Origin of the sequence: Oxalicibacterium faecigallinarum, from assembly GCF_014635705.1 — a bacterium.
GTDB classification, from domain to species: domain Bacteria; phylum Pseudomonadota; class Gammaproteobacteria; order Burkholderiales; family Burkholderiaceae_D; genus Oxalicibacterium; species Oxalicibacterium faecigallinarum.
Window position 1 is genome coordinate 284,829 of the sequence record NZ_BMDI01000001.1, and the last position, 25,356, is coordinate 310,184.

The window sequence follows — 25,356 nt, forward strand, 5'->3', positions numbered from 1 at the left end:
TTTGTTTTTGGTTCGCGCCAAAAGCAAAGATGGCGGGCACAATATTGACTGTGCTCGCCTTTGATTTTACGGAAATGATTCGATGACGACTCTCACCAACTTGCTGGATCTCGATCCCGCGCAGCTCATCGCTTATTGCGGCGAGCTGGGTGAGAAGCCGTTTCGAGCAAAGCAGTTGCAGCGCTGGATTCATCAGTTCGGCGCCAGTGATTTTGATGCCATGACGGATCTGGCGAAATCGTTGCGCGAGAAGTTGAAAACGCGTGCGACGATCACAGCGCCAGCCATTATCTCGGACCACACTTCAGCTGACGGTACACGCAAGTGGCTCGTCGATGTTGGTCAAGGCAATGCGGTCGAGACCGTTTTTATCCCAGAAGAAAATCGCGGCACGCTATGCATCTCAACGCAGGCGGGCTGTGCAGTCAACTGCCGGTTTTGCTCAACCGGCAAACAAGGCTTCAATCGCAATCTCACTGTTGGCGAAATCATCGGCCAGTTGTGGATGGCAGAGTTTGAGCTACGTCGGACGAAAGGCATTGAGCCAGGGCCGAAAGGCGAGCGTCAGATTACCAATGTGGTCATGATGGGTATGGGCGAACCCTTGCTCAATTACGAGCCCACCGTGACCGCACTCAAGTTGATGCTTGACGATAATGCTTATGGCTTGTCACGTCGTCGCGTGACCTTGTCGACCAGCGGGGTGGTGCCAATGATCGACAAATTGTCGAAGGACTGCGCCGTGGCACTCGCAGTGTCACTGCATGCATCGAATGATGCGCTGCGTGATGGCCTTGTGCCGCTGAACAAAAAGTATCCGTTGGTGGAGTTGATGGCGGCTTGCAAACGTTACCTTGAGTTTGCACCGCGTGATTTCATCACGTTTGAATATTGCATGCTGGATGGCGTCAATGATACCGATCAGCATGCGCGGGAACTGATTGCGCTCGTGCGCGAGGGTGATGTGCCGTGCAAGTTCAATCTTATTCCTTTCAATCCTTTCCCCGAGTCTGGTCTGCTCCGTTCACAAAATCCGCGTATCAAGGCATTTGCACAAGTGCTTATGGACGCCGGTATTGTGACCACTGTGCGCAAGACGCGCGGTGATGATATCGACGCCGCTTGTGGACAACTGGCTGGCGAGGTAAAGGATCGTACGCGCGTGCAGGAGCGTATGAAAAAGATGGCCGACTATCAGGGCAAGTTCGGCCAGAATTTCGGGCGTATCGTGGAGATTTCATCTTGATGAGAAGCGGTCGCTTGTTTTTGCTGATGATAGGGGCGTTGACTGCCGTTTTGCTGTCGGCTTGCGCAGGGGTGTCACCTTCCTCCAGCAACAGTGAATTCGCGACACGCGTTGATCGGGTCGACACACAGCGCCGAGCCAGTATCCGTTTGCAACTGGCGGCCGAGTACTATCAACAGCGACAATTGCAGATTGCGCTGGACGAGGTGAAACAGGCCTTACAGATTTCGCCGAACTTCGTCGATGCGCACAGCATGGCGGCACTGATTTATATGGATCTCGGCGAGATCAAGCTGGCAGAAGAACATTTTTCCCGAGCGATTCGGCTGTCGCCACAAGATCCGGATCTGAGTAATAACTACGGCTGGTTTTTATGCCAGAACGGTCGGGTCGAACAGTCACTTCCTTATTTTGAATCTGCTGCCCGTAATCGCGCGTACCAGTCACCTGCGCGCGCACTGACGAATGCAGGGGTATGCAGTCTGAAATTAAAAAATCTGGTTGCTGCCGAGAATTATCTGAAAGAAGCATTTCAGCTTGATCCCTCCAATCCGACAACATCGATCGGTCTGGCTCGCCTGAATTATGAGCGAGGTGATGATCGCAGCGCCCGCTTCTATATCAATCGTGTTACGAGCTCGGATGCGATCAGTGCCGAAGCGTTATGGCTTGCGATCAAGATCGAGCGTCGTCTGGGCGATCGTGCTGCTGAAGTCAGCCTTGTGACCCAGCTTGGCCGGCGTTATCCAAACTCTGCCGAATTTATCGCTTATCAGCGCGGAGCGTTTAATGAATGATGAAGTAGTACAGAACGACGAGAACGGTACATCTTCGGAGTCCCCTCGGCAGCATCAGGATCAACAGCCACAGATTTCTGCCGGTGCACAACTGCGCATGTTGCGAGAGTCCCGTGGCTGGTCGATCGAGCAGGTTGCAAGTCAGTTGAATCTGGCACCACGGCAGATTGAAGCGCTGGAAGAGGATAATTTCGCCGCACTGCCAGGCTTGGTGATTGTGCGCGGCTTTATTCGTACTTATGCAAAATTGTTGCGGGTTGATCCTGCGCCTATTCTGGCAGCAGTGGCCTCGCCCGTTGAGGCGGCCAATGTCGTGCCGGAGCGGGCACCATTGTCGGCATCGTTTTCTGAAACCAGCGTGCCGTTTGGCAAGCGTCGTAGTCCATCGGCGTTAATGATTATTGCTGCCTTGGTGGTCCTGGGCGGCATCCTGTTTTTCGTGGCACGCAGCGCCGGCTGGATCCCGCCGACGGAACTGGCGGCAGTGATGAAGGATGGATCGGTCGTCAAAGAGCTGCCGGTCGAATCTGCTGATTTTGTCGAACCGACACCGCAGGAGCAGACGTTTGAAGAAACATCGTCTGCAGAGAGCAATGCGGACACATCGGTTGAAAATAAGGCAGTGGATGCGCCAGCCGCTGCTGTAACGACGCCTGCAATTGTGCCAGCGCCAGTTGCTGCGCAAGTCGTGACACCTGCGCCTGCAGCAAACGCTACTGCAGCGCCGCCAGCATCGGTTGCAAACGGCAAGAACAAAATGGTTTTCAAGGTTGCTGAAGACAGTTGGGTCGAGATCAAGCTGGCTGAAGATGACAGCATCGTGGTATCGCGTATCTTGCAGGCAGGCACAACCGAGGCATTCGACATCCCGGGTCCCGCCTCGGTAGTGATTGGCAATGCTGCCGGCGTGAGCGTCTCGTTGCGTGGTACGCCATTGAATATTACCGGCAGCAGCAGTAACGTCGCCAGATTGAATGTGAAGTAAAGATGTCCACAGCTCCTATTGCTACAGGTCCCTTGATGCGACGCGCGAGCCGTATGGCCGTGATTCGTTGCGATGGTAAAGAAGTACGTATTGGTGGCGATGCGCCTGTAGTGGTGCAGTCGATGACGAATACCGATACGGCGGACGTGATCGGCACAGCAATTCAGATCAAGGAATTGGCGCGAGCCGGTTCCGAGATGGTGCGTATCACCGTCAATACACCAGAAGCTGCAGCTGCCGTCCCTCACATCCATGAACAATTGTTGCGTATGGATGTCTCCGTGCCGCTGGTTGGTGATTTCCACTACAACGGTCATAAGCTTTTGAGTGATTATCCGGAATGCGCGCGACTGTTGTCGAAATACCGGATCAATCCGGGAAATGTCGGTAAAGGCGCGAAGCGCGATACGCAGTTTGCCCAGATGATTGAGATAGCCTGCCGTTATGACAAGCCGGTGCGCATTGGCGTCAACTGGGGCAGTCTCGATCAGGAATTGCTGGCGCGCATCATGGATGAGAATGCAGCTCGTGCCAATCCATGGACGGCCCAGGCCGTGATGTATGAGGCCCTGGTAACGTCTGCGATCGAGAACGCGCAACGCGCGGAAGAGGTTGGTCTGGCCGGGAACAAAATCATCCTGTCGTGCAAGGTATCCGGCGTACAGGATCTGATTGCGGTATATCGCGAACTGTCGCGTCGTTGTGATTATCCGCTCCACCTTGGTCTGACGGAAGCAGGGATGGGCAGCAAAGGTATTGTTGCCTCCACGGCTGCCTTATCAGTGCTGTTGCAGGAAGGGATCGGCGATACCATTCGTATCTCGTTGACGCCAGAACCAGGGGGCGACCGGACGAAGGAGGTCGTTGTCGGGCAGGAGATTTTGCAAACCATGGGTTTGCGCAAGTTTACGCCGATGGTGATTGCCTGTCCGGGATGCGGACGAACGACATCGACCGTGTTCCAGGAACTGGCTGATCGTATCCAGACCTATCTGCGCGATCAGATGCCTGTCTGGAAAAAGGAATATCCGGGAGTAGAAGCCATGAACGTGGCAGTCATGGGTTGTATCGTCAATGGCCCGGGTGAATCCAAGCACGCCAATATCGGGATCAGTCTTCCCGGAACGGGAGAGTCGCCAGCTGCGCCTGTGTTCGTGGATGGGGAGAAAGCCGTGACATTACGCGGCGATAATATCGCCGAAGAATTTCAGGCCATCGTGCTGGACTATGTGAAAACTCACTACAGCAAGGAAAAAAGCGCGGCGTGATCTCCGCACTTGGTGCCGTAAGTAAGCGCACAGCAAAAAGAAGCAAAGTAGAACAACAATGTCAGATACCAAAAAAACAGAAAAAATCGTCGGCGTGAAAGGAATGAATGACATTCTTCCTGCCGACGCGCCGCTGTGGGAATTGTTTGAGAACACCGTACACACTGTGCTCAAAAGCTATGGTTTTCAGCAAATTCGTACACCGATAGTCGAGCCAACAGCCTTGTTTGCGCGCGGTCTCGGCGAAGTTACCGACATCGTGGAGAAGGAGATGTATTCCTTTACCGATTCGATGAATGGTGATCAGTTAACCTTGCGCCCGGAATGCACGGCTGGTGTGGTGCGTGCGGCGCTGGAACACAACCTGACTTACGATGGTCCGAAGCGTTTATGGTACGCCGGTCCGATGTTCCGTCATGAACGTCCGCAACGTGGCCGTTATCGTCAGTTCCATCAGATCGGGGCGGAGGCAATCGGTTTTGCTGGACCGGACATCGATGCCGAACTGATCATGATGTGTCAGCGCCTGTGGGACGATCTTGGTCTGCAGGGCGTGAGACTCGAACTGAATTCGATTGGTAATGCGGAAGAGCGCAATCGTCATCGCGCGGATTTGATCGCATATTTTGAAGAGCACAGCGATCTGCTGGATAACGAGGCGAAGAATCGTCTGCATAGCAATCCGCTGCGTATTCTCGACACCAAGAATCCTGCCATGCAGGATCTGGTGAATGCAGCGCCCAAATTGCTCGACTATCTGGGTGAAGATTCCCGCGCACATTTTGAAGGTGTGCAGAAGATTCTGCGCCATAATGCGATCCCGTTCACGATCAATCCGCGATTGGTACGCGGCATGGATTATTACAATCGTACGGTGTTCGAGTGGATTACGGATCAACTGGGTTCGCAGGGAACAGTGTGCGGCGGCGGTCGTTATGATCCGCTAGTGGAGATGTTTGGCGGCAAGGCAACGCCCGCCTGCGGTTTTGCGATGGGTGTAGAACGCCTGCTGGAGTTGATGAAGGCAAGTGGCGAGCAATTCACGCCGAACCAGTGCGATGTGTACCTCGTTCATCAAGGTGAAGAGGCGCAGTTGCAGGCTTCCGTCGTTGCCGAGCGTTTGCGTGACGCAGGACTGGATGTGATTCTGCATTGCGCCTCCTCGACAGGCATTGGTAGCTTCAAGTCCCAGATGAAACGTGCCGACGGTAGCGGCGCTGCCTATGCAATCATCATCGCTGAAGATGAAGTGGCGAAAGGTGCTGCCGTCGTCAAGGAACTGCGCAATGCGGATGCTGGCGGCAATCAGAAGGAAGTGCCATTTGAAGGCATCGCGGATTATCTGGTCGATCAAATCGTTGGCCATGATCATTCTCACGACGAACACGTTCATTATCATCATTAAATCTGGATCAACATGGCATACGATCACGCGGAACAGGAACAACTGGCTGGACTTAAAAGCTGGTGGGAGCAATACGGCAATCTCGTCACATGGTTGCTGATCATCGCCTTGGGCGCTTTCGCTGCCTGGAAGGGCTGGACTTATTACCAGAACAAGCAGACAGCGCAAGCCGCACAATTGTATGAAGAGCTGCAAAGTGCTGTGCAGGGTAATGACAAGGAAAAGGTGCAACGTGTTACAGGCGATATGCAGTCCCGTTTTTCCGGCACTGCTTACGCACAGATGTCTGGTTTGGCCGCGGCGAAATCTGCATTTGACGCAGGTGAGTTTCAAACAGCGAAAACGCAGTTGCAGTGGGTAATCGATAAAGCAAAGACGGATGAGTACAAGGCGATCGCCAAGGTCCGTCTGGCGGGTATTCTGCTCGATGAAAAGGCTTATGACGAAGCCTTGAAGGTTCTGGCCGGGAAGTTTCCATCCCAGTTTGCCGGTCTGGTCGATGATCGCAAAGGCGATATTCTCGTTGCACAGAACAAGCTGGAAGAAGCGCGTGTGGCCTATCAGTCCGCCATGGAGAAGATGGATCCTCGCAGTTCGGGACGTCAACTGATTCAGATCAAACTGGATGCTATCGGCGGTGCGCCGGCAGCCAAAGCAGCTTAATCGCTAAAAGGAAAATTAGATGCGCTTTACGTCACTGTTGTGCTGTGCCGGTGTAATCGTTGCCTTGACCGGTTGTTCGTCGCTGAATCCGTTTGCCAAAAAGCCCAATCCTAAGACTCAGCCAGCGCCTTTGGTTGAGTTGAAGTCGGATGCACGTGTGCGTACCGTCTGGTCCGCTTCGATAGGCAAGGCGGACAAATATGTTTTCACGCCAGCACTGGTTGACGGCAATGTATATGTAGCCTCTGAAAATGGCCGCATTTCCAAACTGGATTTGGCGACGGGGCGTTCTCTTTGGCGTATCGATACGGATACAGGTTTGACTGCCGGCGTCGGCAGTGACGGTCGCACGGTGGTCGTTGTTGGTGAAAAAGGTGTGATTCTTGCCTACGACAGTGAGGGCAAGCAGCGCTGGAAAGCGCAAGCGACCAGTGAAGTGCTGTCGGCGCCCGCGATTGGATTGGGAGTTGTGCTGATTCGCAGCATGGATAACCGCGTCACGGCATATGATGCAGACACGGGCGATCGGAAATGGACGGTGCAACGTACTGCGCCACCCTTATCGTTGCGTACCGCACCTGGCATCACCATCTCGGATGGTACCGCCTATGTCGGCTTCGCCGGTGGACGGATGCTTGCGCTGATGCTCACGAACGGCGCGCCGCGCTGGGAAGTTGCGGTGGGCGATCCGCGTGGTGTGACGGAGCTGGAGCGTATTGCTGATATTTCCGGTACGCCTGTGGTCTCAGGTCGTGACGTTTGCGCAGTTGCTTACCAGGGCCGCGTTGCTTGCTTCGATACGGCCAGTGGCTCGGCACGCTGGGCGGCAGGCTTGTCCAGCGATGGCGGCGTTGCCGTGGATGAGCGCAATGTGTATGTGGCAGATGAAAAAGGGGGGGTAAATGCGTTTTCACGTATGGGCGGCACCAGCGTTTGGCGCAACGCGCAAATGACCAATCGTCGTTTGTCGACGCCAGTGTCTTTCAACGACGCAGTTGCGACCGGTGATTTCGAGGGCTATATCCATTTCCTCTCCAAGGAGGATGGTGTTTTGATCGGACGTATCAAAACAGGTGGCGGTGCCATCATCGCCCGTCCGCAGATGGCAGATGGATTTGCCATTTTTCAAACTCAATCAGGATCAGTGGTCGCTGTCGCGGCCGAGTAAATTTATTTCATGAAGCCGGTTATTGCATTAGTAGGTCGACCAAATGTCGGCAAGTCCACGCTCTTCAACCGGTTGACCCGGTCGCGTGACGCGTTGGTCGCCGATTTGCCGGGTTTGACACGTGACCGGCACTATGGTGAAGGACGTGTAGGTGAACGTCCGTTTCTCGTGATTGACACGGGTGGTTTCGAGCCCGTTGCCAAAGAAGGCATCATGCACGAGATGGCCAAGCAAACCAAACAAGCGGTTGCCGAAGCTGATGTCGTGATTTTCATCGTCGATGGACGTCAGGGCCTGACGCCGCACGACAAAACCATCACCGATTTCCTGCGCAAGTCGGGCCGTCAGGTCATGTTGGTCGTCAACAAGGCGGAAGGCATGAAGTACACGTCGGTCACGGCCGATTTCTATGAGCTTGGTATGGGCGATCCGTATGTGATCTCCGCGGCGCATGGGGATGGTGTTGCTGATCTGGTGGAGGAGTCGTTGAATATCGCTTTTGCACAGCGTCCGCCTGAAGAAGAGTTGCCGGAAGCCAGTGCCAAGCATATCAAGCTGGCGATCGTCGGACGTCCGAACGTTGGCAAATCGACCCTGGTCAATACCCTGCTGGGGGAAGAGCGTGTCATTGCCTTCGATATGCCGGGTACCACACGTGATTCGATTGAGATTCCATTTGAGCGCGATGGTCGTCACTACACCTTGATTGACACCGCCGGTATTCGCCGTCGCGGCAAGGTGTTCGAGGCAATCGAAAAATTCTCGGTCGTCAAGACGCTGCAATCGATTTCCGAGGCAAACGTTGTCTTGCTCCTGCTGGATGCACAACAAGACATCTCCGAGCAGGATGCGCACATAGCAGGATTTATCCTTGAGTCCGGCCGTGCTCTGGTAGTTGGCGTCAACAAATGGGATGGTTTGACCAGTGATCGACGTGATGCCATCAAGATGGATATCGAGCGCAAGTTGAATTTCCTGTCGTTTGCCAAATTCCATTTTGTCTCTGCATTGCAGGCGAGCGGTATTGGTCCGATGATGAAATCAATCAACGCAGCCTATGGCGCGGCCATGGTCAATTTGTCTACGCCGAAATTGACCCGTGCTTTGATCGAAGCGGTTGAGCATCAGCAACCGCGTCGCAAGGGCTCGATCCGTCCCAAAATGCGCTATGCGCACCAAGGCGGCATGAACCCACCTGTTGTTGTTATTCACGGTAATTCACTCGAAAGTATCGATGCCAACTACAAGCGTTACCTTGAAAAACACTTCCGCGAAACTTTTTCGTTAGTGGGGACTCCACTACGTATTGAATTGCGATCTGGTAAGAACCCGTTTAATCGGGCCGAAAAATAAGACCATTTGGCGTAAAACGCTAAAATCGATTACATTTCCGAGTAGAGACTATTGAAAAGAAGCAATTGTCTCGCCCTCCACATCACAACAACACAATGGAGCTGCCATGACCAATAAAGGGCAACTGTTACAAGACCCATTTCTGAACGCGCTTCGTAAAGAACACGTTCCTGTCTCGATCTATCTGGTCAACGGCATCAAATTGCAAGGTCATATTGAATCGTTCGATCAATACGTCGTCCTGTTGCGCAATACCGTCACGCAAATGGTATACAAGCATGCCATTTCGACCGTTGTGCCTGCACGTGCGGTTAATCTGAATGTTGAATCTGACGTTGAATAAAAACCGGCTGACATGCCCGACGGTACTGCACTAATGCGTGCAGTACTCGTTGGCGTAGATTTTGGCAAAGGCGACTTTGCCGCAAGTCTCGAAGAACTTTCCCTCCTTTCCCGATCCGCAGGTGCAGATCCGATCATGACGATCACGGGGCGTCGTGCGAGTCCGGATGCCGCACTGTTTGTTGGTTCCGGCAAGGCAAATGAGATTGCGGATGCGATATTTGATCATCAGATCGATATCGTCATTTTCAATCATGCACTGTCTCCCGCTCAGCAGCGTAATCTTGAACGTCATCTGAAGGTCCGTGTTATCGATCGGACTAGCCTGATTCTGGATATTTTTGCGCAACGCGCCAAAAGTCATGAAGGCAAGGTGCAGGTCGAACTGGCGCAGTTGCAGCACTTGGCCACGCGGCTGGTGCGAGGCTGGACGCACTTGGAACGTCAGAAAGGCGGTATCGGTCTGCGCGGGCCGGGTGAAACGCAGCTGGAAACGGATCGCCGCTTGCTCGGTGAACGCGTCAAGGCGTTGCGGGCGCGGCTTGAAAAATTACAGAAGCAGCACGCGACCCAGCGTCGTGCGCGCGGTCGCAATCACGTTTTCTCGGTTTCGCTGGTTGGTTATACCAATGCGGGCAAATCGACCCTGTTCAATACCTTGACCAAGGCGCGCGCCTACGCTGCAGACCAGTTATTTGCGACACTGGATACGACTTCTCGTCGCATCTACCTGGGAGAAGCGGGCAATGTCGTGATTTCGGATACAGTCGGTTTTATCCGCGAATTGCCGCACCAATTGGTTGCCGCCTTCCGCGCCACGTTGGAGGAAACGATTCATGCCGATTTGCTCTTGCATGTGGTCGATGGCGCAAGTCCTGCGCGTATGGAGCAGATTGAACAAGTGAATATGGTACTGCAGGAGATAGGCGCAGATCATATTCCCCAACTTCTTGTCTGGAACAAGATCGACGCGGCAGGGCTGGAACCTGCTTTGGAGCGTGATGAATATGATAAAATCCGTCGGGTTTTTATCAGTGCCCAGACTGGAAGCGGATTGGATCTATTGCGTGAAGCGATAGCCGAACGTGCGCAGGAGCACGCCGCTAGCCTAGAAGATGCAAGACTTTACGCATCCGACGATGTAAACGTTTAAGAATTTACTTGGCAATCCAACCTTTACTTTTTCAGCCCGGACCGCAATGCTCGTATCCTTACTTAAAAGATTTGGTTTGAAGTTTTCGCTCAATGACCCCGGCTGGGGGCGCGGTTCGCAAGACAACAATAACAACGGTAATCAGGGTGGCAAGAAGCCGTCGAATGACGGTCCTCCAGACCTCGATCAGTTGTGGCGCGATTTTAATCAGCGTCTTGGCGGCCTTTTCGGCAATCGCAAGGGCGGCAACAACGGTGGCGGTAATCGCAACAACAATAACAACGAAGGCGGTGGTGGCGGTGGCTTCAGGCCCGATATGCGTGGTGCCGGTATTGGCGCCGGTATCGTTGCAGCGATCGTTGGTTTCCTCTGGCTGGTCAGTGGCTTCTTCATCGTGCAGGAAGGTCAGACCGGCGTGGTCATGACCTTTGGCAAATACAGCCACATGACGCAATCCGGTTTCAACTGGCGCTGGCCAACACCAATTCAGAGTCATGAGATCGTCAACGTGTCGCAAGTGCGTACGGTCGAGATTGGTTATCGCGGCAATGTCCGCAACAAGCAGCAGCAGGAATCGTTGATGCTGACCGAAGATGAAAACATCATCGATATTCAGTTCGCCGTGCAATACACCTTGAAGAATGCATCTGACTGGGTGTTCAACAACCGCGAGCAGGAAGAAATGGTCAAGCAGGTTGCAGAAACCGCAATCCGCGAAGTGGTTGGTCGTAGCGAAATGGATTTCGTACTCTACGAGGGTCGTGAAAAAGTCGCGTTCGACACGAGTCAACTGATGCAGCAGATCGTCGACAAGTACAGCTCCGGCGTGCAGATTACGAATGTGACCATGCAGGCAGTGCAGCCGCCAGAACAAGTGCAGGCCTCGTTTGATGATGCTGTCAAGGCCGGACAGGATCGTGAGCGCCAAAAGAACGAAGGTCAAGCTTACGCGAACGATGTCATCCCACGCGCACGTGGTGCCGCATCCCGTTTGCTGCAGGAGTCGGAAGCGTATCGTTCTAGTGTGATCGCTAATGCCGAAGGTGAGGCGAGCCGCTTCAAGCAGGTCTATACGGAATATGCAAAAGCACCGGCCGTGACCCGTGATCGTATGTATCTGGAAACCATGCAAAAGATTTTCACCAGCACGACCAAGGTCATGGTGGATACAAAGAGCGGCAACAACCTGATTTACCTGCCACTGGATAAGTTGATTGCGCAGACGGGGCAGCCGGTAGGGGCGACCGGTACGCCGGGCGCTTCTTCGCAACCGGCAGCATCGACATCGGTCATAAGAACGGATCCTAATTCGCTGGAGAGCCAATTGCAGCAAGAGTCTCGCGTTCGTGATGAGCGCAGTGCACGTGATCGGGAGGTACGATAATGAATCGCGCCATGTCTTATCTGATCGCGCTCGGCATTCTGCTTGCCGTTTTATCGTCGACCTTGTTTGTCGTTGATCAGCGTCGTTTTGCGATCGTGTTTGCTCTGGGTGAAGTCAAGCAGGTGATTAATGAGCCAGGCTTGCATTTCAAATTGCCGCCACCATTCCAGAACGTGGTGTTTCTCGATAAGCGTATTCTGACGCTGGATACGCCGGATGCGGACCGTTTCATTACGGCCGAGAAGAAGAACATCCTGGTCGATGCTTTCGTCAAATGGCGCATTGTTGATCCGCGGTTGTATTTCGTCAGTTTTGGCGGCGACGAGCGTAGTGCGCAAAATCGTATGGCGCAGATCGTCAAGGCGTCGCTGAATGAAGAGATTACCAAGCGCACCGTGCGTGAAGTGATCTCCGGCGAACGCGGTAAGGTCATGGATGGCATTCAGCGCAAGGTAACGGAAGAAGCCAAACAGATCGGCGTCGAAATTGTGGATGTGCGCCTGAAGCGTGTTGATTATGTTGATCAGATCAACAACTCGGTGTTTGAGCGCATGAAGTCGGAACGTGCTCGTGTCGCCAACGAGTTGCGCTCGACCGGTGCGGCAGAATCCGAGAAGATTCGTGCGGATGCAGATCGTCAGCGCACCGTGATTCTCGCGGAAGCTTATCGTGATGCAGAGCAGATTCGCGGTGAAGGCGATGCCAAGGCAACGCAGATCTATGCGCAAGCTTTTAGCCAAAGCCCGGAGTTTTACAAGTTCTACCGCAGCCTCGAGGCCTATCGCGCGAGTTTCAAGACACGTAACGATATGCTTGTGATTGATCCGAATTCGGAGTTCTTCAAGTACTTTAAAAATCCGACCTCGGGCGGTCGCTAAGTCGACTGTTTAATCGCCTGCGTTGCAAAACCTGAAGCGATTGCCTGATCAAGGCAATTGCTTCATTGCTTTTCTGGCAGTGCATTGTCGAGCTGTTTCATTTCACTTTCCTGATTCATTTCGTTTCCGCCATGCCAAACTGGCTTCTGCCTGAAAATATTGCCGATGTCTTGCCGTCCGAAGCGCGCAAGATCGAAGAGTTGCGTCGTGCGATTCTGGATAACTTCCATTTGTACGGCTACGAGCTGGTGATGCCACCGATGCTCGAGTATGTCGAGTCCTTATTGGCTGGCACCGGTGCCGATATGGATCTGCGCACGTTCAAACTGATCGATCAGTTGTCCGGCCGCACCATGGGTATCCGTGCCGATATGACAACGCAGGTCGCGCGTATCGATGCGCATTTGCTTAACCGCAACTCGGTGACGCGCCTCTGTTATTCGGGCAGCGTATTGCAGACACGTCCAAATGGTTTGCACGCCACCCGTGAACCCTTGCAGATCGGTGCCGAGATTTATGGTCATGCCGGGCTGGAAGCCGATGCCGAGATTCAGGAACTGGCCCTGTCGACGCTGTCGCTGGCTGGTTTTTCGCAGGTTCGTATGGACCTGTGTCACGTAGGTGTGTTAAGGGCGTTGCTGGAGAGTGATCCGAATGCGCAACGCGATGAAGCTGCACTGTATACTGCGTTGCGCGCCAAAGACGTGCCGACGCTGGAAGTCATGACAGCTGTATATGCACCGGTAACACGAGCGGCTCTGCTGGTGTTGCCAACTTTGTACGGCAATGCTGATGTGCTGCAACGTGCGCGCGCAGTACTGCCTGCGTTGACGGGTATCACCAAAGCGCTGGACGAACTTGCGATATTGGTGGGCCTCGCTGGCAAGGCGGATGTCACGATTGATCTGGCCGATCTGGGTGGTTATCAATACGAGAGCGGTACGATGTTTGCCCTCTACGTGCCCGGCTTGCCAAATGCGGTGGCGCGCGGTGGTCGTTACGATCATGTGGGCGAAACATTCGGACGCGCACGTCCGGCAACCGGTTTTTCGCTTGATTTACGTGAATTGTCCCGATTGCTGCCAGTGGCAGGGCGCAAATGTGCGATTCACGCGCCATGGGGACGCGATGCTGCCTTGAAGGAAAAAATTATTGCCCTGCGTCAGGCAGGCGAAATCGTCATTCAAAGCCTGCCAGGCAGTGAAAATGATCAGGATGAGTTCGAGTGCGATCGCGTACTCGTGCTTGAAAATGGTAATTGGATTCTCAAAAATTTAGGTTAAGTGATGTCTACACAAAGCAAGGCTAAGAACGTCGTCGTCGTTGGTACCCAATGGGGTGATGAAGGCAAGGGCAAGATCGTTGACTGGCTGACGGATCATTCGCAAGGTGTCGTACGTTTTCAAGGCGGTCACAATGCCGGTCATACGCTGGTTATCGGCGGCCACAAGACCGCGTTGCAGCTGATTCCATCGGGCATCATGCGCGAGGGTGTCGCATGCTATATCGGTAATGGTGTGGTGTTGTCGGTACCTGATCTGCTGCGTGAAATCGACAAGTTGCAAGCCATTGGTGTGGAAGTACCGTCGCGCCTCAAGATTTCGGAAGCTTGCCCGATTATTCTGCCGTACCACGTAGCACTCGACGTTGCGCGTGAAGTGAAGCGCGGCGATGCCAAGATTGGTACGACGGGTAAGGGTATCGGACCGGCATATGAAGACAAAGTCGCGCGTCGTGCGATTCGCGTTGCGGATCTGCTCAACGAAAAACGCTTGGCAGAAAAACTGCTCGAGAACCTGGACTATCACAACTTCGTTCTGACGCATTATCTGAAAGTACAGGCAATCGATTATCAAAAAACGCTGGATGACGCGCTGGCCGATGTGCCGCGTCTGAAGCCGATGGTTGGTGATGTGTCGAGCGCTCTGTATGCCACGCATGCGCAAGGCGGCAATCTGCTGTTCGAAGGCGCGCAAGGCAGCCTGCTGGACGTCGATCACGGTACCTATCCTTATGTCACCTCGAGTAACTGTGTTGCCGGCAATGCTTCTACCGGTGCAGGCGTTGGTCCTGACATGCTGCACTATGTCTTGGGTATTACGAAGGCATACACGACGCGCGTTGGTTCCGGTCCGTTCCCATCGGAACTGCCCACCGATCAAGGTATTGGTAAGCATCTGGCAACGGTTGGTCATGAATTCGGTACGGTCACTGGTCGTGCGCGCCGTTGTGGTTGGTTTGATGCGGCACTGCTCAAGCGCTCGGTACAGATCAATGGTGTGACCGGCATGTGTCTGACCAAGCTGGACGTGATGGATGGTCTGGAAACGATCAAGCTGTGTACGGGTTATACCTTGCACGGCAAGAAAGTGGATATCTTCCCTGTTGGCGCCGAAGATGCAGCAGCGTGCGAGCCGATCTACGAAGAAATGCCAGGCTGGAAAGAAAGTACCGTAGGTGCGAAATCACTGGCGGTATTGCCAGCGACAGCACGTGCCTATATCAATCGTATCGAAGAACTGGTCGGTGTGCCGATCGATATGATTTCGACCGGTCCTGATCGTGAAGAAACGATCGTGCTGCGTCATCCATTCAAGTAATTCCGCTTTCTCTTTTGAGCATCCCATGCCTGAATCGACCGAATCCGATCTCTGGGTAACATGGGATGCTTATCACCGTGCAATCGAGCGACTTGCACTGCTGATACATGATTCCGGCTGGAAGTTCGATCAAGTCCTGTGTTTGGCGCGCGGCGGCCTTCGTCCGGGCGACGTGTTTTCGCGCATCTTCGATGTGCCATTGGCAATTTTGTCGACCAGTTCATACCGCGACGGCAATGGCACGCAACAAGGTGCGCTGGATATCGCGCCCCATGTCACGATGACGACGGGCAGCCTCGGCGGCAAGCTGCTGTTGATCGATGATCTGGTGGATTCCGGCGTAACGCTGGCCAACGTGAGCGCGCATCTGGCAGAACATTTCCCTGCGGTGACGGAGGTCAGAACAGCGGTCATCTGGTACAAGGCATGTTCCGTTTTCCGGCCGGATTTTTATCTCGAGTATCTGGCAGGGAACCCATGGATTCATCAGCCGTTTGAAGAGTACGATGGCATACGTGCGCATCAGCTGGGCGCATGGATGAAAAAAGGCGAAGGATTAAGCGACTTGTCCTGATAGTGTCAGGTATCTGCGGCCGATTTTTGCATCAGATAATGAAGTGACAAGAGTGCCTAGCGTTTGCACGACATGTCAAAGCGGGCTTGCAAACGGGAAGTACAAAAGAAAAAACCCGTTGACGAATCAACGGGTTTCTAATGTTTGGTGCCCACGGAGGGACTCGAACCCCCACACCTCGCGGCACATGGACCTGAACCATGCGCGTCTACCAATTCCGCCACGTGGGCCTTACTTCTGAAAATTTGCTGCGCTTCAGAAAGAAAAGGATTATAGCCTAGATATGGAGGATGTCAACAGTGTTTGTGATGAATTTGCATGGCGCATGTCTTGCATGCAAATATCGGCACTGTCCGTTACACTGCCTTTGTTCCAATAACAATTCAATTAATAGAAACAGCTTTTGAGCCAATACACCTACACGATTCCAAGCCGAGAAGAAATTCTCGGACTCTTGCGCACTGCGACCGGTTCGCATGATGCGTCTTCTCTCGCAGCAGCATTGAACGTCAAGCCCGACGAAATGGATGGGCTGATGCGCAGGCTTAATGCCATGGAGCGCGATGGGCAAATCAAGCCTGACCGCGCCGGCAATTATCAACTTGCGAATTCCTCGAATTTCATCGAAGGCCGCGTTAGCAGTCATCGTGATGGCTACGGTTTTCTGATTCCTGACGATGCCAGCGCCGATATTTTTCTGCCTGAAAAGGAAATGCAGAAAGTCTTGCATGGCGATCGCGTGCAGGCGCGCATCATTGGCACGGATCGACGCGGTCGTCCCGAAGGGACGATTGTCGAAGTGGTCGCACGCGCCAACACGCATGTGATTGGTCGATTGCTCAATGAAAATGGTGTCTGGGTTGTCGCGCCGGAAGACAAGCGTATCGGGCAGGACATTATTATTGCCGGCTCTCCTGGCAAGGCGAAGGCAGGGCAGGTTGTCAGTGTTGAACTCACCGAACAGCCGTCGCGTTTCAGTCAGCCGGTTGGCAAGATTGCAGAAGTCCTGGGCGACATCGATGATCCGGGCATGGAAATCGAGATCGCGGTGCGCAAGTATGGTGTGCCGCATGAGTTCTCCGACGATGCGCGCAAGGCTGCTGCCAAGTTGCCGTCCGAAGTTCGAGCTGTTGATTTGAATGATCGTGTCGATCTGCGTGATGTGCCGCTGGTAACGATCGATGGCGAAGATGCGCGTGACTTCGATGATGCGGTGTACTGCGAACCGTGCAAAATCGGTCGTGCCGATGGGTTCCGTTTGATCGTCGCGATTGCGGATGTCAGTCATTACGTCAAGCCAAACGAACCGCTGGATATTGATGCGATTGAACGCAGTACATCGGTTTACTTCCCGCGTCGTGTGATTCCCATGCTGCCGGAAAAATTGTCGAACGGTTTGTGCTCGCTCAACCCGGGCGTAGATCGTTTGACGCTGGTGTGTGATGCCGTGGTGACTGCCAAAGGCGAGATTAAGGCCTATCAGTTTTATCCCGCGGTGATTCATTCTGCAGCCCGCCTGACTTATACCGAAGTGGCCGCGATTCTGGGTAACACCAAAGGTACCGAAGCAGCCAGAAAGCCGACCCTGGTGCCCCATCTGTTGAATCTGTATGCGGTGTATCAAGCATTGCTGCAAGCGCGGCATACCCGCGGTGCCATCGACTTTGAAACGACGGAAACCTATATCGTTTGCAATGAAGTCGGCAAGATCGAACAGATCCTGCCGCGCACACGTAATGAAGCGCATAAGCTGATCGAAGAGTGCATGTTGGCGGCCAACGTTTGTGCGGCTGATCTGCTTGAGCGGCATGATCATCCGGGGCTGTACCGCGTCCATGCGTTACCGACCGAAGAGAAATTGAATCAGGTACGTACCTTCCTCAAACAGGTGGGCTTGAATCTCACTGGCGGTACCAAACCGACGGCGTCCGATTATGCCGAGCTGATGGGTAAGATCAAGGGGCGCCCGGACGCAACCCTGCTGCAGACCATGTTGCTGCGATCGATGCAACAAGCGGTGTACAGCCCCGAGAATATCGGTCACTTTGGCTTGTCGTACGAAGCCTATGCACACTTTACCAGTCCGATTCGCCGTTATCCCGATCTGCTGACGCATCGTGCAATCAAAGCGGTTTTGCTCGGCAAGCGCTACGTGCCAAAGGGCATTGATACCAGCGTGTTGAATACCATGCTGTCGCCTGCAGCGCGCAAGAAGCATGCGCAGGACCGTGCCGAAGGTAAGAAAAAGGCGGAAGGTGAGTTGGCAATCTGGGAAGCGCTGGGCATTCATTGTTCAGCGAATGAGCGTCGTGCCGACGAAGCATCGCGAGATGTCGAGGCCTGGCTCAAGTGCTACTTTATCCGCGACAAGTTGGGCGAAGAATTTACCGGCGTGATTTCTGGCGTGGCAGGATTCGGCATTTTTGTTCAGCTCGACTCGCTATATATCGAAGGCATGGTCCATGTAACGGAGCTGGGTGCGGATCACTTCAAGTTCGACGAGGCACGCCATGAGCTTAGAGGTGAGCGCACGGGCATTCGGTATCAGTTGACGGATCGTGTGACCGTGCAAGTCAGCCGTGTCGATCTGGATGCACGCAAGATCGATTTGCGTCTGGTCGATGAGCCTGGCATTCGTACGGTGCTGAAAAACGAGGCACGCAAGGCTGAAAGCAGGAATGTGCCGGCAGCCAAAAAATCGGCTGCAAAAAAAGCAGAAAAATCTGCTGCCAAAAAGGTCGCTGTGGTGGCAGAATCGCCTGCGCATGGCAAGGTCAAAGGGAAGCGCCAGCCGGCAACACCTCAGAAACAGCGTGGCTCGGCAAGCCGATCACGCTTAGGCAAGAAAAAGCGATAACCATGAAAAGCAAGATGATTTTTGGCTTCCACGCCGTTACGGCGCGTTTGCGTCATGAAGCCTCGTCGGTTGAAGAGATTTATATTGATGCGGATCGTCGTGATCCTCGCATGCGTGAACTGATTCGTGCAGCAGAAGCTGCACGTGTTCGTATCATTCCCGTTGATGATGCACGGCTGAATAATATTGTCGGCACACGCCGTCACCAGGGCGTGATTGCCAAAGCCAGCGTGTTGTCGCTGGCGCGCAATCTGGATGAGTTACTTGATGCGGTGGATGGCCCCCCATTGTTGCTGATTCTGGACGGCGTGACGGATCCTCACAATCTGGGTGCCTGTCTGCGTGTGGCCGATGGCGTCGGCGCACATGCAGTGATTGCACCTAAGGACAGAGCCGTTGGCCTGAATGCCACGGCTGCCAAAGTCGCCAGTGGTGCTGCCGATACCGTTCCCTACATCACAGTCACGAATCTGGCGCGTACCTTGCGCGAATTAAAAGAGCGTGAAATCCTGCTGATTGGTACCAGTGATGATGCGGAAAAAGGTTTGTATGAGGCGGATTTTTCCGGTCCTGCCGCATTGGTCATGGGATCGGAAGGTGAGGGTATGCGTCGCCTGACGCGTGAAACCTGCGATGTACTCGTCAATATTCCGATGTTCGGCACGGTTGAAAGTTTGAATGTGTCCGTGGCATCCGGTGTCTGTCTATACGAAGCCCGTCGCCAGCGTTTGGCGGTTGCCGTCTAAAGCATTCAATTCCGTTTTATTTTGCCCGGCCCTGTCGGGCAAAGACGTCTATAAAACGCTACCATGGCGTTTTATGTCACCTTGCATTTTCAGACCATGTTTAGCCGTATTCGAGAAGACATCGCCAACATCATGACGCGCGACCCCGCTGCACGCAGTGCATGGGAAGTGATTACCTGTTATCCGGGTTTTCATGCAATTGTCATTCAACGATGCGCGCATTGGTTCTGGCAAAACAATTTCAAATGGCTAGGTCGCTTTACCTCGCATATTGGTCGCTGGTTGACAGGTATCGAGATTCATCCGGGAGCACAAATCGGTCGTCGAGTGTTCATCGATCACGGTTTTGGTGTCGTCATCGGTGAAACCGCCGAGGTCGGTGACGACTGCACGATTTATCAGGGGGTCACGCTGGGCGGCACGTCTTTGAGCAAGGGGGCCAAACGCCATCCGACGCTCGGCAATGGCGTCATCATCGGGGCGGGTGCACAGGTACTTGGATCTTTCACGGTTGGTGAAGGCGCAAAGGTCGGTTCTAACGCCGTCGTCGTCAAGCCGGTACCGGCTGGTGCAACGGCTGTGGGAAATCCTGCGCGCATTCTTGAGAAAGAAAGCGGTAATGCACGTGACGAGACCGCTGCACGCATGTTTGCTGCCTACGGCGTGACGCCAAACGGTGATGATCCGCTTTCCAAGGCGCTGCATGGCCTGATCGATAATGCGGCGACACAAGAGCATCAGATCGAACGTATTCTGGCTGCGCTCAAGTGCGCTGGCATCGATTGCGAAACCCTGGAGACAGCAGAAAAATTTGATCCGGATCAGCTGAATAAACTGGTCGAATAACAAATGACGAATGAAGAATTGCACGATGTATCGGCATCACTTGCCGATACATCACAACAAGACCTGCTGAACGCACATGACTTGCGTGTGCTGGCAGTGCTGGCTGAAAAAGAGGCGCTGACGCCTGATATCTATCCCTTGTCGCTGAATGCGCTGACAAATGGCTGTAATCAGTTGTCCAGTCGCGACCCTGTCATGTCGTTGAGTGAGGGTGACGTGCAGGCAACGCTCGATCGCTTGACGGCGGATAAATTCGTAACGGAAGTGCGGCAGGCTGGCGCACGTGTCGCAAAGTACGAACATCGATTGCGTGTTAAGTGGTTGCTGGAACAGGATAAGCTGGCCGTATTGACCGTGCTGATGCTGCGTGGGCCGCAAACGGCTGGAGAGATACGCACACGCTGTGGTCGCCTGCACGAGTTTGCTTCGATTGCAGAGGTGGAGCAATCGCTGCAGTTTTTGATGGACAAGTATCCGCCGTTGGTTGCGCGTCTGGCACGTGCGCCGGGAACCAAGGAAGCGCGCTATGCGCATCTGTTATCTGGCGAAATCAGTGAAGAAATGATGGCGGACGAGGCAGAGTCCGGCAAGTCTGCAGGAACAATGCGGGGTGATAGAATTGCGCAGCTTGAGACGGAAGTTCAGTCGCTTAAAGATGAGATGCAAGAACTGAAAAAGCAGTTTCAACAGTTCAGGCAGCAGTTCGACTGATCGTCAAAAGTAACTCAATTTGTCAGGACGCTGCCATCTAGACCGTAGCGATGGACGCGTCCTTGGTCATCAATCGCCAGCCAGTCACCACGCGGCTTGGTGCCATCCAGATCCCAGTCCGACAGAACATGGCGGACATGTCGTGATTCATTGATCATGTGCAGATGTGATGCAGGGCGGTGTGTGTGGCCCTGAATCATGATGCGCGCCCCTGTTTCCTTGAACACAGCATCAATGGCGTCGTCATTGACATCCATGATCTCGTACGTCTTGTCCTTTTGGGCAGCACGGCTGCCTGCGCGCAATTCCGCGATGATCCTTTTTCTTTCGGCCAGTGGCAGTGCCAGAAACCCGGCTTGCCACTGCGGCATGCGTACTTGTGCGCGAAACTGCATATAGGCAGTGTCGTCGGTGCAATAAGCATCACCGTGCGTCAGAACGAAAGGCTGATCGGCAATGGTTGTGACAAAAGGGTCGGGCAGTAAGGTCAACCCGGCAACTTGTGCGAATTGCTCCCCGACCAGAAAGTCACGATTGCCCGCAATCCAGAAGACCGCTGTACCTTGATTTGCCACGTCACGAATGGCGTGTGCAACGCGGGCGTGAAACGGATCATCCAGATCGTCATCACCAGGCCATGCTTCAAAGATATCGCCGAGCAAATAGAGCTGACGGGCTTGATGGGCACGCGTTTGCAGAAAGTCGAGAAACGCCTGTGCAGTATTGGGCATTTCCGGCTGCAAATGGAGATCGGAAACAAAAAGCGCAGCCCATGTTGGCTGCGCTTGCTGCCTGGCGTCGTCAGATAAACGCGTTGCGCTCATGCCTGGAAGTGTCGTGTGTACTTAGACGACTTCTGCCTTCTCGATCACGACATCCTCAACCGGTACGTCGGCAAACATGCCTGCGCGCGAGGTTTTGACTGCCTTGATTTTTTGTACGACATCGGTGCCATCCGTCACTTTGCCGAATACGCAGTAACCCCAGCCATCCTGGCCTGGATAGTCGAGGAAACCATTGTCATTGACGTTGATGAAAAACTGCGCCGATGCAGAATGCGGAGCCGACGTACGTGCCATGGCGACCGTATACATCTCGTTCTTCAGGCCGTTTTTGGCTTCGTTTTCGACTGGTTCATTGGTTGGCTTTTGTTTCATGCCAGGCTCGAAACCGCCACCCTGAATCATGAAACCATCGATCACACGGTGAAAAATCGTGCCGCTGTAATGACCGGCATTGACGTATGCCAGAAAGTTGGCAACCGTTTTAGGCGCTTTTTCAGCATCGAGTTCGATAGTGATTTTGCCGTGATTGGTGGTGAGAATGACTGCCATGTTGGTCCTTGTCTGTATAAAGTGGTGAAGGGCGAAATATAAACGATAACGTGTGCTGTCAGGGTGTTGTGATCGTAGCGGATTCGATAATCACGGGCGACGTTGGTACATTCTGATGAAAGCCGGCATTCCCCGTGCTGACATTCTTGATCTGGTCGACGACTTCGGTACCTTTGATCACTTTGCCGAATACCGTGTAACCCCAGCCATCAAAGCCAGGGTAGTTGAGATTGCTGTTGTTTTTGGTGTTGATGAAGAACTGTGCCGTTGCAGAATGGGGTGCCGCCGTGCGGGCCATGGCAATCGTATAGATTTCATTGCGCAAGCCGTTGTTGGCTTCATTCTGGATTGGTGCGCGTGTTTTTTTCTCCTGCATATTGCGATCGAAGCCGCCACCCTGAATCATGAAATCGGCAATGACGCGATGAAAAATGGTGCCATTGTACTGACCACTTTTGACGTATTGCAGAAAGTTGGCAACGGTAACCGGTGCCTTTTCCTGATTCAGTTCCAGCACGATTTCACCCATGTTGGTTTTAAGCGTAACCCGTGGCAGGTCCGCTGCCTGCGCATGAGAAAACAAACCGGTGAAAGAAAGAGCTGCGGTCAGAATCAGGAGGTGACGGCGGTAAATGAGCATACTGACTTTCTTGGATAGGGAAAGAGTGAATGGCATACGTTTGCTATGACTGCGATGCAAACCTTGTTGTTGCAGGTCGCCTCATCGTGGCTTATGATCGCGGCCCCGCAGCAAGCATTCCGTAGCAGTAAAGCAAATGATCTGCCAGCATTCTGATGGGCAAGTTGCCGTAGAAGCCTGGTGCTTCAATGTTATACTGCCGCAAAAATGTGCATTTTATCAAAAGAGCATACGTACGTGTTTGGCTCATCTGTCGCCGCCGCCTGAGCAATGCCGGGCTTGCAGAACGATGTTTCCAAGCCTTTGACACGTTGAAAACGGCCGTCGACACAGACATCATCACCCATGAATTCCCTGAAGATATTCAATACGCTGGCGCGCGAGAAGCAGCCGTTTACACCTATTGAGCCGGGCAAGGTCCGCATGTACGTTTGCGGTATGACGGTGTATGACTATTGTCATATCGGCCATGCACGCGTGATGGTGGTATTCGATCTGGTGCAACGCTGGTTGCGGGCATCCGGTTTCGATGTGACGTATGTGCGCAATATTACGGATATTGATGACAAGATCATCAAGCGTGCCGCTGAAAACGGCGAATCAATTTCGGCGCTGACCCAACGATTCATCGATGCCATGGACGAAGATGCCGCAGCACTGGGTGTGTGCAAGCCGGATCATGAACCACGTGCAACGAATTATGTGCCACAGATGCTGGGACTGATCGAAGCATTGGAACGTAACGGACTGGCGTACAAGGCAGCCGATGGTGATGTGAATTATTCGGTACGTGATTTTGCCGGTTACGGAAAACTGTCTGGCAAGTCACTCGACGATCTGCGTGCTGGTGAGCGCGTCGATGTGAATACGGGCAAACGGGATCCCCTCGATTTCGTTTTGTGGAAAGCATCAAAGGAATCCGAACCCGATGAAGTCAAATGGCAATCCAAGTGGGGAAGCGGTCGTCCTGGTTGGCACATTGAGTGCTCGGCCATGGCGTGCGATCTGTTGGGCCAACAGTTTGATATTCACGGTGGTGGTGCAGATTTGCAGTTTCCGCATCACGAGAATGAGATCGCGCAGTCGGAAGGCGCGCACGGCCATGCCTTCGTCAATTACTGGATGCACAACGGCTTCATCCGCGTCGATAACGAGAAAATGTCCAAATCGCTGGGCAATTTTTTCACTATTCGTGAAGTCCTGGAAAAATATGATCCGGAAGTCGTGCGCTTTTTTATCTTGCGCGCGCACTATCGTAGTCAGCTGAATTATTCGGATGCGCACCTCGACGATGCACGCAATGCGCTGACGCGCATGTACACGGCGCTGAAGGATGTTGCGCCGGACGGCAAAGTGCTCGATATGCAGGAAGCGCATGCACAACGCTTTGCCGATGCCATGAACGACGATTTCAATACGCCACTGGCAGTCGCCGTTTTGTTCGAGCTGGCCAATGAGGTCAACAAGACCAAGTCGCCCGAGCTGGCCCGTCAGTTGCATGGTTTGGCCGGTCTGGTCGGTTTGTTGCAGCGTGCGCCCCAGCAGTTTCTACGCGGCGCGGTCAACGGTCAGACGGATGACGATCTGGAAACCATGGTGGCAGCACAGATTACTGCACGTAGCGATGCAAAAATGGCACGTAATTTTGCCGAGGCGGATCGCATTCGTGGTGCTTTGCTTGAGCAAGGTATCATCCTCGAAGACAAGCCCGGTGGCTTGACGGAATGGCGCAGGGCATAAGCAGCATGGTAAAAACAAGCGTCACGGACGAAGTGTTCATCCTGCCTCCTTATTGGGAGGAGGCAAAGGCTGAGCTCATGCGGCGTGATCGCATCATGCGCAAGCTGATTCCACAGTTTGGTGATTTGCATCTGCGTAGTCGTGGCGAACCATTTTCGACCTTGGCGCGCTCCATTATCGGACAGCAGATTTCGGTCAAGGCAGCCGAAAGTGTCTGGCAGCGTTTTCTTGAAGTTTGTCCCAAATGCACGCCTGTGCAAGTAATGAAGGCAGGTGAAAAATTAGCCGGATGTGGCCTTTCCAAGCGCAAAGCGGAGTACATTCTCGATCTGGCAGACCATTTCAAGGCAAAACGTGTCCAATATGACAAGTGGGCAGAAATGGACGATGAGGCTGTCATTGCCGAATTGATTCAGATTCGCGGCATCGGGCGCTGGACAGCGGAGATGTTTTTGATATTTAATCTGCTCCGACCGAATATTTTGCCATTGGACGATGTTGGTCTTTTGGCAGGCATCAGCCGTAATTATTTTTCTGGCGAGCCCGTTTCGCGCAGTGATGCGCGGGAAGTGGCGGCCAATTGGGAACCTTACCGTACGGTCGCGACCTGGTATCTGTGGCGCAGTCTGGAGCCGGTACCGGTTGCATATTAAACCGTATTAGACG

General features: G+C 53.5%; 25 protein-coding genes and 1 tRNA gene. 21 read left to right on the forward strand and 5 right to left on the reverse strand.

The features are described from left to right. Positions 1-82: 82 nt before the first annotated feature. The 15 genes from rlmN to IEV29_RS01400 all read left to right on the forward strand — a co-directional run bounded on the left by rlmN (position 83) and on the right by IEV29_RS01400 (position 15,816). Complete coding sequence (gene rlmN, locus IEV29_RS01330; protein WP_188379472.1) at positions 83-1,246, forward strand: dual-specificity RNA methyltransferase RlmN; 1,164 nt, start codon at positions 83-85, stop codon at positions 1,244-1,246. Further along, positions 1,246-2,043: a type IV pilus biogenesis/stability protein PilW gene (gene pilW, locus IEV29_RS01335; protein WP_188381029.1), complete on the forward strand. Its 798-nt coding sequence runs from the start codon at positions 1,246-1,248 to the stop codon at positions 2,041-2,043. The genes rlmN and pilW overlap by 1 nt, the downstream gene beginning before the upstream one ends. After that, positions 2,036-3,028 carry a helix-turn-helix domain-containing protein gene (locus IEV29_RS01340; protein WP_188379473.1) on the forward strand — a complete coding sequence of 331 codons (993 nt, stop codon included), beginning with the start codon at positions 2,036-2,038 and terminating at the stop codon, positions 3,026-3,028. The genes pilW and IEV29_RS01340 overlap by 8 nt, the downstream gene beginning before the upstream one ends. A 2-nt stretch (positions 3,029-3,030) precedes the next feature. Next, positions 3,031-4,296 carry a flavodoxin-dependent (E)-4-hydroxy-3-methylbut-2-enyl-diphosphate synthase gene (gene ispG / locus IEV29_RS01345; RefSeq protein WP_188379474.1) on the forward strand — a complete coding sequence of 422 codons (1,266 nt, stop codon included), beginning with the start codon at positions 3,031-3,033 and terminating at the stop codon, positions 4,294-4,296. Between the two features lie 58 nt (positions 4,297-4,354). Then, positions 4,355-5,701: a histidine--tRNA ligase gene (hisS, locus tag IEV29_RS01350; protein ID WP_188379475.1), complete on the forward strand. Its 1,347-nt coding sequence runs from the start codon at positions 4,355-4,357 to the stop codon at positions 5,699-5,701. Between the two features lie 12 nt (positions 5,702-5,713). Then, complete coding sequence (locus IEV29_RS01355) at positions 5,714-6,364, forward strand: tetratricopeptide repeat protein (protein WP_188379476.1); 651 nt, start codon at positions 5,714-5,716, stop codon at positions 6,362-6,364. A gap of 19 nt (positions 6,365-6,383) precedes the next feature. Then, positions 6,384-7,532, forward strand: coding sequence for an outer membrane protein assembly factor BamB (gene bamB, locus IEV29_RS01360; RefSeq protein WP_188379477.1), 1,149 nt, complete (start codon positions 6,384-6,386; stop codon positions 7,530-7,532). 9 nt (positions 7,533-7,541) lie between these two features. Next, positions 7,542-8,885, forward strand: coding sequence for a ribosome biogenesis GTPase Der (der, locus tag IEV29_RS01365; RefSeq protein ID WP_188379478.1), 1,344 nt, complete (start codon positions 7,542-7,544; stop codon positions 8,883-8,885). A gap of 106 nt (positions 8,886-8,991) precedes the next feature. Next, positions 8,992-9,228: an RNA chaperone Hfq gene (gene hfq, locus IEV29_RS01370; protein ID WP_188379479.1), complete on the forward strand. Its 237-nt coding sequence runs from the start codon at positions 8,992-8,994 to the stop codon at positions 9,226-9,228. Between the two features lie 33 nt (positions 9,229-9,261). Continuing rightward, positions 9,262-10,380: a GTPase HflX gene (gene hflX, locus IEV29_RS01375; protein ID WP_188379480.1), complete on the forward strand. Its 1,119-nt coding sequence runs from the start codon at positions 9,262-9,264 to the stop codon at positions 10,378-10,380. A 46-nt stretch (positions 10,381-10,426) separates the two neighbouring features. Further along, positions 10,427-11,764 carry an FtsH protease activity modulator HflK gene (gene hflK, locus IEV29_RS01380; protein ID WP_188379481.1) on the forward strand — a complete coding sequence of 446 codons (1,338 nt, stop codon included), beginning with the start codon at positions 10,427-10,429 and terminating at the stop codon, positions 11,762-11,764. Next, the gene (gene hflC, locus IEV29_RS01385; protein ID WP_188379482.1) at positions 11,764-12,642 is read left to right on the forward strand and encodes a protease modulator HflC; all 879 of its coding nucleotides are present in this window, start codon (positions 11,764-11,766) and stop codon (positions 12,640-12,642) included. Before hflK ends, hflC begins: the two co-directional genes overlap by 1 nt. 131 nt (positions 12,643-12,773) lie before the next feature. Then, the gene (locus IEV29_RS01390; RefSeq protein WP_188379483.1) at positions 12,774-13,925 is read left to right on the forward strand and encodes an ATP phosphoribosyltransferase regulatory subunit; all 1,152 of its coding nucleotides are present in this window, start codon (positions 12,774-12,776) and stop codon (positions 13,923-13,925) included. A 3-nt stretch (positions 13,926-13,928) separates the two neighbouring features. Further along, positions 13,929-15,242: an adenylosuccinate synthase gene (locus IEV29_RS01395; protein WP_188379484.1), complete on the forward strand. Its 1,314-nt coding sequence runs from the start codon at positions 13,929-13,931 to the stop codon at positions 15,240-15,242. A 25-nt stretch (positions 15,243-15,267) separates the two neighbouring features. Continuing rightward, the gene (locus tag IEV29_RS01400; RefSeq protein WP_188379485.1) at positions 15,268-15,816 is read left to right on the forward strand and encodes a phosphoribosyltransferase; all 549 of its coding nucleotides are present in this window, start codon (positions 15,268-15,270) and stop codon (positions 15,814-15,816) included. 145 nt (positions 15,817-15,961) lie between these two features. On the opposite strand, the gene IEV29_RS01405 is transcribed toward IEV29_RS01400, so the two are convergent. Then, positions 15,962-16,046 (reverse strand) — tRNA-Leu (locus tag IEV29_RS01405). Positions 16,047-16,219: 173 nt separating this feature from the next. Here IEV29_RS01405 and rnr point away from each other — a divergent pair. The 4 genes from rnr (at position 16,220) to IEV29_RS01425 (ending at position 20,976) form a co-directional block, all read left to right on the forward strand. Continuing rightward, on the forward strand, positions 16,220-18,673 hold the full coding sequence (gene rnr / locus IEV29_RS01410; protein ID WP_188379486.1) for a ribonuclease R: 2,454 nt from the start codon (positions 16,220-16,222) through the stop codon (positions 18,671-18,673). A gap of 2 nt (positions 18,674-18,675) precedes the next feature. Beyond that, entirely contained in the window at positions 18,676-19,419 is a 744-nt protein-coding gene (gene rlmB, locus IEV29_RS01415) for a 23S rRNA (guanosine(2251)-2'-O)-methyltransferase RlmB (RefSeq protein ID WP_188379487.1), read from the forward strand. Between the two features lie 96 nt (positions 19,420-19,515). After that, a complete protein-coding gene (cysE, locus tag IEV29_RS01420; protein WP_188379488.1) occupies positions 19,516-20,265 on the forward strand; it encodes a serine O-acetyltransferase in 750 nt (249 codons plus the stop codon). Positions 20,266-20,268: 3 nt separating this feature from the next. Next, on the forward strand, positions 20,269-20,976 hold the full coding sequence (locus IEV29_RS01425) for a YceH family protein (RefSeq protein ID WP_188379489.1): 708 nt from the start codon (positions 20,269-20,271) through the stop codon (positions 20,974-20,976). 14 nt (positions 20,977-20,990) lie between these two features. On the opposite strand, the gene IEV29_RS01430 is transcribed toward IEV29_RS01425, so the two are convergent. The 4 genes from IEV29_RS01430 to IEV29_RS01445 all read right to left on the reverse strand — a co-directional run bounded on the left by IEV29_RS01430 (position 20,991) and on the right by IEV29_RS01445 (position 23,297). Further along, on the reverse strand, positions 20,991-21,800 hold the full coding sequence (locus tag IEV29_RS01430; RefSeq protein WP_188379490.1) for a UDP-2,3-diacylglucosamine diphosphatase: 810 nt from the start codon (positions 21,798-21,800) through the stop codon (positions 20,991-20,993). A gap of 21 nt (positions 21,801-21,821) precedes the next feature. Continuing rightward, positions 21,822-22,310, reverse strand: coding sequence for a peptidylprolyl isomerase (locus IEV29_RS01435; RefSeq protein WP_188379491.1), 489 nt, complete (start codon positions 22,308-22,310; stop codon positions 21,822-21,824). 58 nt (positions 22,311-22,368) lie between these two features. Continuing rightward, positions 22,369-22,950, reverse strand: coding sequence for a peptidylprolyl isomerase (locus IEV29_RS01440; RefSeq protein ID WP_188379492.1), 582 nt, complete (start codon positions 22,948-22,950; stop codon positions 22,369-22,371). 191 nt (positions 22,951-23,141) lie between these two features. After that, positions 23,142-23,297 (reverse strand): hypothetical protein, encoded by a 156-nt coding sequence (locus IEV29_RS01445; RefSeq protein WP_188379493.1) that lies wholly within the window; start codon positions 23,295-23,297, stop codon positions 23,142-23,144. On the opposite strand from IEV29_RS01445, the gene cysS reads away from it, so the two are divergent. Then, on the forward strand, positions 23,296-24,690 hold the full coding sequence (cysS, locus tag IEV29_RS01450; protein WP_188379494.1) for a cysteine--tRNA ligase: 1,395 nt from the start codon (positions 23,296-23,298) through the stop codon (positions 24,688-24,690). The two genes, IEV29_RS01445 and cysS, sit on opposite strands and share 2 nt — an antisense overlap. A 5-nt stretch (positions 24,691-24,695) precedes the next feature. Continuing rightward, a complete protein-coding gene (locus IEV29_RS01455) occupies positions 24,696-25,343 on the forward strand; it encodes a DNA-3-methyladenine glycosylase family protein (protein ID WP_188379495.1) in 648 nt (215 codons plus the stop codon). Positions 25,344-25,356: the final 13 nt, after the last annotated feature.